The sequence below is a fragment of the Kribbella sp. NPDC050124 genome (assembly GCF_044460355.1).
Taxonomy (GTDB): Bacteria; Actinomycetota; Actinomycetes; order Propionibacteriales; family Kribbellaceae; genus Kribbella.
The window spans coordinates 39,744-51,420 of record NZ_JBITJU010000025.1 but is presented as its reverse complement, the minus strand read 5'-3'; the positions used below and the strand labels follow the sequence as shown (position 1 = coordinate 51,420).

The 11,677-nt window shown below is 69.5% G+C and carries 10 protein-coding genes and 1 pseudogene; 6 read left to right on the top strand and 5 right to left on the bottom strand.

Annotated features, from left to right (window positions below):
* Positions 1-1,173: a M20 family metallopeptidase gene (locus ACIBL3_RS38220; RefSeq protein WP_396358815.1), complete on the top strand. Its 1,173-nt coding sequence runs from the start codon at positions 1-3 to the stop codon at positions 1,171-1,173.
* A 391-nt stretch (positions 1,174-1,564) separates the two neighbouring features.
* On the opposite strand, the gene ACIBL3_RS38215 is transcribed toward ACIBL3_RS38220, so the two are convergent.
* Positions 1,565-2,038: a VOC family protein gene (locus ACIBL3_RS38215; RefSeq protein ID WP_396358813.1), complete on the bottom strand. Its 474-nt coding sequence runs from the start codon at positions 2,036-2,038 to the stop codon at positions 1,565-1,567.
* A gap of 429 nt (positions 2,039-2,467) precedes the next feature.
* Between ACIBL3_RS38215 and ACIBL3_RS38210 the strand changes: the two genes are divergently transcribed.
* The 4 genes from ACIBL3_RS38210 (at position 2,468) to ACIBL3_RS38195 (ending at position 6,761) form a co-directional block, all read left to right on the top strand.
* Positions 2,468-3,196, top strand: coding sequence for a maleate cis-trans isomerase (locus tag ACIBL3_RS38210; protein ID WP_396358812.1), 729 nt, complete (start codon positions 2,468-2,470; stop codon positions 3,194-3,196).
* A complete protein-coding gene (locus tag ACIBL3_RS38205) occupies positions 3,193-3,840 on the top strand; it encodes a GntR family transcriptional regulator (protein WP_396358810.1) in 648 nt (215 codons plus the stop codon). The genes ACIBL3_RS38210 and ACIBL3_RS38205 overlap by 4 nt, the downstream gene beginning before the upstream one ends.
* 289 nt (positions 3,841-4,129) lie before the next feature.
* Positions 4,130-5,410 carry an aspartate aminotransferase family protein gene (locus ACIBL3_RS38200; RefSeq protein ID WP_396358809.1) on the top strand — a complete coding sequence of 427 codons (1,281 nt, stop codon included), beginning with the start codon at positions 4,130-4,132 and terminating at the stop codon, positions 5,408-5,410.
* A gap of 157 nt (positions 5,411-5,567) precedes the next feature.
* Entirely contained in the window at positions 5,568-6,761 is a 1,194-nt protein-coding gene (locus ACIBL3_RS38195) for an amidohydrolase family protein (protein ID WP_396358808.1), read from the top strand.
* Between the two features lie 73 nt (positions 6,762-6,834).
* Here ACIBL3_RS38195 and ACIBL3_RS38190 read toward each other — a convergent pair whose 3' ends face one another.
* From ACIBL3_RS38190 to ACIBL3_RS38180, 3 genes and pseudogenes are all read right to left on the bottom strand, one after another.
* A complete protein-coding gene (locus ACIBL3_RS38190; RefSeq protein WP_396358807.1) occupies positions 6,835-7,833 on the bottom strand; it encodes an MFS transporter in 999 nt (332 codons plus the stop codon).
* 103 nt (positions 7,834-7,936) lie between these two features.
* Positions 7,937-8,077: pseudogene (locus ACIBL3_RS38185) on the bottom strand (MFS transporter); the annotation flags it as partial.
* Between the two features lie 627 nt (positions 8,078-8,704).
* Positions 8,705-9,415 (bottom strand): TetR/AcrR family transcriptional regulator, encoded by a 711-nt coding sequence (locus tag ACIBL3_RS38180; RefSeq protein ID WP_396358806.1) that lies wholly within the window; start codon positions 9,413-9,415, stop codon positions 8,705-8,707.
* Positions 9,416-9,512: 97 nt separating this feature from the next.
* Between ACIBL3_RS38180 and ACIBL3_RS38175 the strand changes: the two genes are divergently transcribed.
* On the top strand, positions 9,513-10,979 hold the full coding sequence (locus tag ACIBL3_RS38175; RefSeq protein ID WP_396358805.1) for an MFS transporter: 1,467 nt from the start codon (positions 9,513-9,515) through the stop codon (positions 10,977-10,979).
* 249 nt (positions 10,980-11,228) lie between these two features.
* Here ACIBL3_RS38175 and erpA read toward each other — a convergent pair whose 3' ends face one another.
* Positions 11,229-11,585, bottom strand: a complete 357-nt coding sequence (erpA, locus tag ACIBL3_RS38170; protein ID WP_396358804.1) for an iron-sulfur cluster insertion protein ErpA — start codon at positions 11,583-11,585, stop codon at positions 11,229-11,231.
* Between the last annotated feature and the right edge of the window lie 92 nt (positions 11,586-11,677).

The following is an 11,677-nucleotide window of genomic DNA, read 5'->3' as shown; positions in this document are numbered from 1 at the left end:
ATGACGCCCGCCGAACAGAGTGTGCTCGACCGGATCGACGAAGAGCTGCTGGTGCGGGTCACCTGTCAGTTGCTGCAGGCAACCGGACAGAACCCGCCCGGCGAGGAGGCCGCCACCGTCGCGGTCCTGGCGGCGGCGGGACGTGAGCTCGGGCTCGACGTGGTCACCACGACCGTCGAGCCCGGGCGGGACAACGTCAGCATCACGCTTGCCGGGGGCAACGGTCCGGGGCTGCTGATCCTCGGGCACACCGACGTCGTACCGGTGGGCGACGGCTGGACGGTCGACCCGTACGGCGCTGTCGTGAAGGACGGCCGCGTCTACGGGCGTGGCGCGTCGGACATGAAGGGCGGTCTCGCGGCCGCGCTGGTCGCTCAGGCCGCCCTTCGCGGCGTCGGGCTGAGCGGCCCGGTCGAGCTCGCTGCCGTGGTCGACGAGGAGGAGACGGGGAAGGGGATCCGGTCGTACGTGGCCGGCGGGCCGCGCGCGTTCGCCGGCTGCATCACCGCTGAGCCGACGGACCTGCAGACGATCATCGCGGCGCGGGGCGACTCGTACCTTCGGGTCGCGATCCACGGCCGGGCCTGTCACGCGGGCAATCCGGACGACGGCGCGAACGCGATCTACGGTGCCGCCGCGGTGGTGGCCGAGATCGAGCGGCTGCACGCCGAGCTTGCTGCCGACCCGCATCCGCTGCTCGGCCCGGCGACGTGGAGCGTCGGCCAGATCAACGGCGGCACGGGTGGCTCGATCGTGCCCGCCGAGTGCGTGATCGTGGCGGATCGCCGGCTGCTGCCCGGTGAGTCGCCGGCTGCGGTGCTCGACGATCTGCGAGCCCGAGTGGCGGCGTTGCGGCTCGAGGATCGCGGGTTGTCGGTCGACCTCGAGATGCCGATGGAGATGCCCGCCTTCGAGACGCCGGCTGACGCGGACCTCGTGCGGGTGGTCGAGGCAGCGCGGGTCGACGCCGGCGGTCCCGACCTCCCGCTCGCCGGGTGGACCGCAGCCTGCGACGGCGGGTACGTCGCCCGAGACCTCGCCGTACCAGTCGTCGTCCTCGGCCCCGGATCAGTCACCACCCAGGCCCACCGCGCCAACGAGTCCGTCCCCGTCGCCGACCTAATCACCGCCGCCCGCACCTACACCCTCACCGCCCTCCGCCTACTCAGCTAACCACCGACCAACCTCGCCCCGACCTGCCGCCGCCACCCGCCCGCCGCAGCCACGACCGCCCCCGCTCGACGCCCCGCCCACACCTACCCCCTCACCGCCCTCCGCCTGCTCAGCTGCCCCCGATCGACATCGGCCCGACGTGCCCGCGGTGCCGCCCAAGCACAGGCACTGCCGCCCCGCTCGACTCCCGCCCCGTGACTCCCGCCGCTCGACTCCCGCCCGTGACTCCCGGCGCCACCGCCACCGCCCCCGTCATCGCCCCGTGACTCCCGCACCACCACCGCCCCGCCACCGCCCCGCCACCGCCCCGCCACCGGAGGGGATGTCCCTTTGTGTTGTGGATCTCCCTCGCGGGATTGCGGCCTTGACGGGGTTGGCGTGGCGCTAGGGCTTAGCGGCCGGGGAAGAAGTCGGCGCCCTGGACGTACTCCATGCGGCGGGTGAAATCGGGGTCGGCGAGGCGGTCCAGCATCTCCTGTTCGGTGAGTTCCTCGATGCGGGTCTGGATCCAGTAGAGGTTGCCGTACGGATCCCGCACCCGGCCCACCTTGTCGCCGAAGAACAGGTGCGTCACCTCGGTCACCGACGTACCGCCCGCCGCGACCGCCTGCGCGTGCACCGCCTCTGCGTCGTCGACGTACAGCCGCAGGAAAGCCGGCGTCGCCGGCCATTCCGGCCTGGCGTCGAACATCATCACGATCGCGTTCCCGATCCGCATCTCCGCGTGCCCGATCCGCCCGTCCGGACCCACCACCCGATCGATCTCCTCGGCCCCGAACGCCCGCGTCAGCCAATCCATCAACCCGTCCGTGTCCGGCCCGATGATCCACGGCGTCACGGTCGTATACCCCTCGGGAATCGCCATCCCACTCTCCTCCACTCGCCTGCAGTCGCTCTCCAGCACACCTTCACCCGGTCCCGGGACACCTGCGTTCGCTCCCGAGACCCCTTCACTCGGGTCCCGGACACCCTTCACCCGCTCCCGGGACACCGTCCCTCGGCCCCGAACGCCCCTCACTCCCTCACCGGAACGCCTTCGCCCGGGTCCCGGACACCCTCCGCTCGCTCCCGGGACACCTTCAGTCGGTTCCGGGAGGCCCTTCACTCGCTACCAGAGCACCTTCGCTGGGTCCCGGACACTCATAACGCTAGGCCGGGAACCGGACAGCTTTTGACCGCTACCTGCACGCTTCGCGATGGATCTCCTGCGTGATCGCGTGGGGGTAAGATTGTCGACAATCTACCTATTTCGGTGCGGTGAGCCAGTTCGGTGCGGTGCGAGACAGGAGGTCGGATGGTCACGGTAGGGCTGCTCTATCCCGGTCACAGCGCGGAGGACGACTACCCGGCGCTCGAGGCGCGACTGGACGGTTCGATCAAACTGCCGGTCGTGATCACGTCGGTCGGCGAGGACGCGCACCGGGTGGACGCACTCCTCGACCTGGGCCGCGCCGAGCGACTCACCGAAGGCGCCTCCGAACTCGCGGCCGCCAAGCCGGACGCGGTGATGTGGGCCTGCACGTCCGGCAGTTTCGTCTTCGGTCCCGAGGGCGCCCGCAACCAGGCATCCGGTGTCGCTCAGGCGCTTGGCGTGCCGGCGTCGTCGACCTCGCTAGCGTTCGTCGATGCTTGCCGCGCTCTCGGCGTACGGCGGGTTGCCGTGGCAGCGTCGTACCCGGAAGACGTCGCGACGCACTTCGTCCGGTTCCTGACCGCCGGCGGGGTCGAGGTGGTCGCGATGGGCAGCCACGGGATCATCACCGCGGCCGAGGTCGGCACGCTCGATCCGCAGCGGGTGGTCGCGATGGTGAAGGCCGCGGACCACCCGGACGCCGAGGCGATCCTGGTCCCCGACACCGCGATGCACACGCTGCAGATCGTCGACGACCTCGAGGCCGCGGTCGGAAAGCCGGTACTCACGGCCAACCAGGTGACGGTGTGGAAAGGCCTGGAGTTGACCGGCCCGGTACCGTCACTGCCAGGCTTGGGCCGATTGTTTTCAGCGAGGGGGACATACGCGTGACCAGTTTCATCGAGCCGTTGGCGCAGGAGTCGACGCCGAGCATCATCGCCGACAAGCTGCGCCAGGCCATCAGCCACGGCGAGCTCAAGCCCGGCGCGCAACTCGGCGAGGCCGACCTGGCCCGCAAGCTCGGCGTCAGCCGCGGTCCGCTCCGCGAAGGCATGCAGCGGCTCACCCAGGAGGGGCTGCTGGTCTCGATCCGCAACCGCGGGTTGTTCGTCATCGACATGACGCCGGACGACGTCCGGGACATGTACCTGGCGCGCGAGGCGATCGAACGCGCCGCCGCGCGCCGGATCGCCGACGGCGACCACGAGGCAGCCGGCAAGGAACTGCTCGCCATCGTCGAGCAGATGGCCGCCGCCGAGGGCGATCCCGCCGCAGTCAGCGAGCTCGACATCGCCTTCCACGAACGCCTCGTCCAACTCGCCGGCAGCCCGCGCCTGTCCCGCATGCACGCGACCTCGATCACCGAGACCCGCATGTGCATCCACGCCCTCGCCGAGACCTACACCCTCTCCGAAGCCCGCATCGGCGAACACAAAGCCCTCGCCGAAGCCATCGCAGCCGGCGACTACCTCCTAGCCGACGACCTCCTCATGGCCCATATGGACGACGCCATAACCCGCCTGACCAACCGCTGACCCACCCCCACACCCTCGTACGGCGCCAACTCCTTCCGCCGCCGTACCCACGCGGGGATGCGCCGCGGCATCCCGCCGCACCCCGGCGACCCGCCGTACCCCCGTGCAGAAGCAGCACGCACCGAGACACGCTGCAGGAAGCCGGGCGGCCGCCGTCTCCGGCGCGCCGCGCAGGGGGCTCGTGCTCGCGTACGGCGGGAGCCCGCTGTGCGCGGCGGTGTCCATTGACAGGGCAGGGGGCTGGGTTAGGCTTGGATTGTCGACAATCTTACGGTTGACAATCGTGTGTTTGACCGGACGTGTGAAGGGATCCGCCGTGGCCGAGCTGTCGCAGGTCTTGAAACAGGCAACCGGAGTGATCGCCGCCCGCGGCGAGGGTGTGTTGCTGTTCGACGAGGACGATCGGCGGTATCTCGACTTCACGGCGGGCATCGGGGTGACGTCGACCGGGCACTGCCATCCACGCGTCGTCGCGGCCGCGCAGGAGCAGGTCGGCAAGATCATCCACGCGCAGTACACGACCGTCATGCACCGCCCGCTGCTCACCCTGGTCGAGCGGCTCGGCGAGGTCCTCCCCCGCCACCTCGACCGGATGTTCTTCGCGAACTCCGGCAGCGAGGCGGTCGAGGCGGCGCTGCGACTCAGCCGGCAGGCGACCGGCCGTCCGAACGTGATCGTCTTCCACGGTGGATTCCACGGCCGGACGGTCGCTGCGGCGTCGATGACCACATCCGGGACGAAGTTCCGATCCGGGTTCAGTCCGCTGATGGCCGGCGTACATGTGTCGCCGTTCCCGGATCCCGGACACTTCGGCTGGCCGGTTGAGCAGGCGACGGACTTCGCGCTCAGCCAGTTGGACTATGTGCTGCAGACGTTGAGTACGCCGGCGGACACCGCCGCGTTTTTCGTCGAGCCGGTGCTGGGCGAAGGCGGGTACGTGCCGGCGAACGAGCGGTTCTTCGCCCGGCTGCGGGAACGCGCCGACCAGCACGGGATCCTGCTCGTCGTGGACGAGGTGCAGACGGGATTCGGCCGGACCGGGAAGTTCTGGGGTGGCGACCACTTCGGCTCGCACCCGGACGTCCTGATCACGGCGAAGGGACTCGCGTCCGGCTTCCCGCTGTCGGGGATCGCGGCGTCGTCCGCGCTGATGGAGAAGGCGTGGCCGGGTTCGCAGGGTGGGACGTACGGCGCCAACGCGGTCGCGTGCGCGGCGGCAATCGCGACGCTGGACGTGATTCGGGACGAGGGACTGGTGCAGAACGCGGCCGAGCGGGGTGCGCAGCTCAAGCAGGCGCTGCAGTTGGTCGCGGACAAGCATGAGCGGATCACGGACGTGCGCGGGCTCGGGCTGATGATCGGCAACGAGTTCCGCGACGCCGACGGCAAACCCGACCCCGTCACGGCGGCCGCCGTACAGCAGGAGGCAGCAAGGAGGGGTCTCCTGCTGTTGACCTGCGGCGCCTGGGGCCAGGTCGTCCGCTTCATCCCCGCCCTCGTCGTCAACCCCGCCGAAATCGACGAAGCCGCCACCATCTGGTCCGACGCGGTCACCGCAGTCACCTCCTGACCCACCCCGCCGCCCGGGCAACCCCACCTGCCCGGGCGGCACCCCCCGTCCTCGCACCCCCGTCCGCGCACCCCCGCCCGGGCAACCCCACCTGCCCGGGCGGCACCCCGTCCGCGCACGGACGATCCGCGCCTCGCCTCGCCCACCCGGAATTCCGGTGCATGAGCTGTGGGGTTGCGAGGATGCGCGGGTGAGTGAGCGCACGGTTTTGCATTCTGGGGCGGTTTTGGATGTGCGTTCCGGGGAGGTGGGCGCGGCCGATGTTCTGATCGTTGACGGTCGGATTGTTGACATTGGCGGCGGGTTGGATGGGGATGTGGGGGTCGATTGCTCGGGTGGGGTGTTGGTGCCGGGGCTGATCGACTGTCATACGCATGTCTGTCTGGCGCAGACGATGCGGGATCCGTTGGGGGTGCCTCGGTCGGCTCGGGCGTTGTCCGCCGTACCGGTGTTGCGGACGCTCCTCGGCCTCGGCATCACCACGGTGCGCGATGCGTGGGGCGCGGATGCCGGCGTGCGGCTGGCCGTCGAGCAGGGGTGGATCGACGGGCCGGAGGTGCTGGTCAGTCTGCGGCAGGTGTGTACGACGGGTGGCCTCGGGGACCACTGGTCGACGCGGGTGGGGCCGGTCGACTTCTTCGGGGATCCGGCGATGCCGGACCCGGTGTTCGACGGGGCCGACGGTGCGCGGGCCGTCGTACGGCGGATGGTGCGGGCCGGCGCGGATTGGATCAAGGTGACCGCGACGGGGTCGATGGCGTTGGGCACTGGTGTGCACGACGTACAGCTGACGCCCGAAGAGATGAGTGCGCTGGTCGACGAGGCTCGGCGGCACGGGGATCGGCGGGTCATGGTGCACGCCCACGGGGCCCGTGCGGCTGAGCTTGCGACGCGCGCCGGGGCAGCGAGTATCGAGCACGGGACATATCTGGACGAGACCGCGGTCGATGCGATGGCCGCGGCCAGGACCTGGTACGTGCCGACGCTCTCGGTGACGCAGTCGGATCCGGATCAGGCGCCGGAAGGTGCTGCGGAGGCTCATCGGACATCGGTCCGGTTGGCGCTTCAGGCCGGTGTGCCGATCGCGATGGGGACCGACAACCCGGTGCGGCCGCACACCGAGGCCTTGTGGGAGCTCAGGCACCTGGCGGACGCTGGGCTCGGGGACGCCGGAGCGTTGCGAGCGGCAACAATCGATGCGGCTCGGTTGCTGGGACTCGCGGACGATCGTGGGGAGATCAGTCCGGGTAAGCGCGCGGACTTGGTGCTGCTCGATGGGACCGACCTCGACTGCGGCTCGCTCGAGAAGCGGATCCGGAAGGTCTTCCGCAACGGGCTCGCGGTCGGCTGACGGGTTCAGAGCCACGGCTTGGGGCGCACGCAATCGGCTCGCCGGACATCTGGCGAGCCGATTGCGCGGGTGATCAGGCCTTGGCGGGCTCCAGGGCTACTGGCGGGAGCGCCTCGGAGGTGCCGGGGATGGCGGTGCCGTTGAGGGGGCAGCGGGTGGTCTCCGGGACCTTGAGAAGGGCGATGGCGCCGACCACGCAGGCGGCCATCATGTAATACGCCGGCATCAGCGCGTTGCCCGTTTGCGCGGTGAGCCAGTCGTTCGCGGCGGGCGCCGTACCGCCGAAGAGCGAGGTCGACACGTTGTAGGCAATCGCGAAACCGGCGTACCGGACGTGGGTCGGGAACATCGCCGGGAACGTCGCCGAGATGGTCGCCAACTGCGGGACGTAGAGCAGACCGAGTACGGCGAACCCGATGATCGCGCCGGCCAGGTTCGTGCCCATCAGCAGGAACATCGGCGCCCCGAAGACGAACAGCCCGGCCAGCGAGAACCACCACAGCGGCTTGCGGCCGACCCGATCCGAGGTCCGGCCCGCGAACGGCAGGAACAGCATCATTGTCAACATTCCGATGATCGGCACGATGAGTGACTCGTCCGAACTGAGGCCGATCTCGCTTTCCAGGTACGTCGGCATGTACGTCAGCAGCGTGTAGTTGACGACGTTGAGCGCGATCACCAGACCGCCGAGTTGCAGGATCGGCCGCCAGTAGCCGGCCAGCAGATCCTTGAACTGCGTGGTCGTCTCCTCTTCCTTCTGCCCCTTCGCCTCCAGTTCGCGGAACACGGGAGTGTCCTCGAGCCGCGACCGCAGGTACACGCCGACCAGGCCGAGCGGCGCGGCGACCAGGAACGGCAGGCGCCAGCCCCACGAGTGCATCGCGTCGTCGCCGAGGATCAGGGAGAAGCCGAGCATCAGCAGCGCACCGAGCGAGAAGCCGGACAGGGTGCCGAACTCGAGGAAGCTGCCCAGGAAGCCGCGGCGGCGGCTCGGCGCGTACTCCGCCATGAACGTCGCGGCACCGCCGTACTCGCCACCGGTCGAGAAGCCCTGGATCATCCGGAGCAGCACCAGCAGGATCGGTGCCCACAGCCCGATCGAGTCGTACGTCGGAACCAGTCCGACACAGGGTCGCGCCGGACATCAACAGGATCGTGATCGCCAGCACGTGCTTGCGCCCGAGCCGGTCGCCGAGCGGGCCCCAGATCAGGCCGCCTAGCGGGCGAACGAGGAACGAGACCGCGAACGTCATCAGTGCGAGCAGGGTCGCGCTCTCGGTGTCACCCGGGAAGATCGCCGCCGAGATGTAGGTCACGCCGTACGCGTAGATGCCGTAGTCGAACCATTCGGTCGCGTTGCCGATGGCCGAGGCGGCGATTGCCTTCTTCAGTACTCCTGGGGGTGGTTCGGTCTCGACCGACGGCTTGCTGTTGACCGGCGGCTGACTCGCGGCGTCCACGGGATTCTCCTGTCCGTCGTGCGGCCTCACCCGGGTGCCCACCCCGCGCCGTCAGCACACCCGCCTACGCGCTCGGCGAACGTGCCTGCTCCCGCGGCACACCCAGACGACCAGGTTCGTAGTTTTGTTGACAATCCGAAGATTTACCATGTGAACTCGTGAACGGCAAGCACTCATCCCACCCACCCCGTCACACCCGGCAACCACCCACCCTCCAAGCCGGGTCGCCCCAGGCACCGAGCGCGCTGCACGCGACCGCGCAGGAGGCGGGAGCCGGCGCGGTGGGGAGCTGCTGCGGCGTGGCGCCGGCGCAGTGGGAGCCGGTGCAGCGGAAGCCGGTGCAGCGGGCAGCCGGTGCGGCACGGAGTCGACCGACCCGGCGCGGCGCGGAGCCGGTGCGATGGGGAGCGGGCACGGCGGGGGCTGGTGCCGTGGGGGCTGGTGCCGTGGGGAGCTGGTGTGGTGCAGGTGGGTGGGTGATGTTTAGGTGGGGGTGGCTAGGGAGGCTAGGCCGGCTACTAGGACGGTTAGGCCGAACTCGAAGCGTTCGTCGCCGGTGGAGCCGGCGGTCATGGCGCCGGCAAGGGCGATGGTGAGGGGGTAGCGGTCGGGTGGGAGGGACTCGAAGTACGTGCGGAGGCCGGTGACGAATCCTTCGATGTCTTCCTTGGTCCAGGCCCAGGCGCCCTGCACCGTCTCCTCGAAGGCGATCGCGGTGACGTACAGCGGGAGCAGGTCGACGGCCCACGCGGCGGCCTGGTCGGGGACGTTGCCGGCCTTGAGGATGCCGAGGATTCGCTCGGTGCTGAGCAGCGCCTGCTCCCCCAGCGGCACCTGACCGATCGCGGCCCGCGCAACACCGGGATTCGCCCGCAGTACACGCAGTACCTCGCGCATCGCGTCTTTCAGCTGCTCCTGCCAGCGCTCAGGATCCGGGTCTTCCGGGAGCTTCATGTCCCGTGCCGCGCGATCGACCAGGAGCTGGTCGAGCTCCTTCTTGTTCGCGACGTGCGCGTACAGCGACGCCGGCCCGGTGCCGAGCGCCTGGGCGACCTTGCGCATCGAGACCGCGTCGTACCCCTGCTCGACCATCAGCCGCATGGCCGCGTCGACGATCCGGTCCCGGGTGAGCGGCTCCTTGGGTGAGCGCGCGGGCTTCGCGGGACTGATCGGCTGCCACGGCGACTGAGTCATGCGACCACTGTAGCGAACACCGTACTTGACAGGAACACTGTTCGTGCGTAGAACAGTGTTCGTCAACGAACACCGTTCGAAACATCAGGAGCCACCGATGAGCACCTCAACCACAACCTCACCTCCAGCCCGCGATGCCGGTACGTCGGAATCGGGTCGGTCCCCTGCGACGCCGTACCGATGGCGGTGGGTGGTGTTGGCCACCGTGCTGGTAGCCGAGATCATGGATCTTGTCGACGCGACGATTGTCAACATTGCGGCGCCGTCGATCCGGGCCGAGTTGGGTGGGTCGGAGTCGGCCATGCAGTGGATGCTCGCCGGGTACACGCTGGCGTTCGCGATCGGGCTGATCAGCTTCGGCCGGCTCGGGGATCTGGTCGGGCGGCGGCGGTTGTTCGTGATCGGCGCGGTCGGGTTCACCGTGGCGTCCGCGGTCTGCGGGTTCGCCACCTCGCCGGAGCTGCTGATCGGCAGCCGGGTCGCACAAGGTCTGCTCGGCGCGGTCATGATCCCGCAGGGATTCGCGATCCTGAAGGCGGTCTTCCCGCCGGAGGAGATCGGTAAGGCGTTCGCGATGTTCGGTCCGGTGATGGGGCTGTCCGCGGTCGCCGGGCCGATCATCGCCGGTGTCCTGATCGACGCGAACTGGTTCGACGCCGGCTGGCGGACGATCTTCTTCATCAACGTCCCGATCGGCATCCTCGCCCTGGTCGGCGCGCTCCGCTTCATGCCCGAGGTGAAGACCCCAGGCGCGTCTCGCCTCGACGCGCCCGGTGTGATCTTGGTGAGCCTGGCGTCCGGGCTGCTGATCTACCCGCTCGTCCAGGGCCGTGAGCTCGGCTGGCCATTGTGGACAATCCTGATGTTGACCGCGTCGGTACCGGTGTTCGCGCTGTTCGGCTGGCGGGAGCGCCGATCGGGGAACCCGGTCATCGACCCGTCACTGTTCCGCAGCCGTGGGTACGTCGCCGGCCTCGGCGTGATCACCACGTTCTTCCTGGCGATGTCCGGGTTCATGCTGGTGTTCAACCTGTTCACCCAGCTCGGGCTGCACTACAGCCCGTTGAAGGCGGGCCTCGCGATGGTGCCGTTCTCGCTCGGGATCGCGATCGGCGCGCCGGTGTCCGGCGGGCTGCTCGCGCCGAAGCTCGGCCGCGGGGCGCTGCAGCTCGGCATCGTGGTGATGACGCTCGCGATGGGCGGTGTCTGGTTCACACTGCACACGTACGGCGAGGCGACGACGATCTGGAACCTGGTCCCGGCGACTCTCGCCACCGGGATCGGGGCGGGCCTGGTGTTCGCGCCGCTGTTCGACATCATCCTGGCGTCGATCGACGACCAGGCTGCCGGTTCGGCGTCCGGCGTACTGACTGCCATGCAGCAATTCGGCGGGGCGATCGGGGTTGCGGTGATCGGCACGATCTTCTTCCAGCTGCTGCCGGACCACGCGTTCCTCGGCGCGACCAAGAACACCGTGCTGGTCGCGATCGCCCTGTTCTTGGTCAGCCTCGCGGTCAGTTGGCTACTTCCCCGCCGCGCCCGCGAAGGCGCCCCCGCCCACTGATTGCGGGCCGGGGAGGCTGGGTCCGGCAGCCGAGTGCCGGGCTATGCCACCGCTGGCGGGTTACAGCACGCCAGCGGTCAAACAACCCGCCAGCGAGTCGGCAAAGGCGGCCGCAGTCGGCGGAAGGCGACTGCGGTCGGCGGGGGCGGCCGGGGTCGGCGGACGTCGGCTGCAGGCGGCTGGCGTTGGCTGCAGGTGGTTGGGCAGGCGAAAGCCCCGCTCCTCGGGGAGCGGGGCTTTCGGGGTTGGTCAGTTGAAGGAGTCGCCGCAGGCGCAGGAGCCGGTCGCGTTCGGGTTGTCGATCGTGAAGCCCTGCTTCTCGATGGTGTCCACGAAGTCGATCGTGGCGCCCTTCAGGTACGGCGCGCTCATCCGGTCGGTGACGACGTTCACGCCGTCGAAGTCCGCCACCACGTCGCCGTCGAGCTGACGCTCGTCGAAGAACAGCTGGTACCGCAGGCCGGAACAACCGCCCGGCTGAACGGCGACCCGCAGCGCGAGGTCGTCGCGACCTTCCTGGTCGAGCAGCGCCTTCACCTTGGCGGCGGCCCCGTCGGTGAGGACCACACCCGTCGCGACGGCCTGCTCGGTCTGCGCTTCAGTCATTCCTGACTCCAGTCATCTCGTGAGCGCCCGGCTGCAGGGTGGGCAGGCAGCCGCGCGCGGAAAGTCCGCTGTCATTCCGGGCCAACAACCGC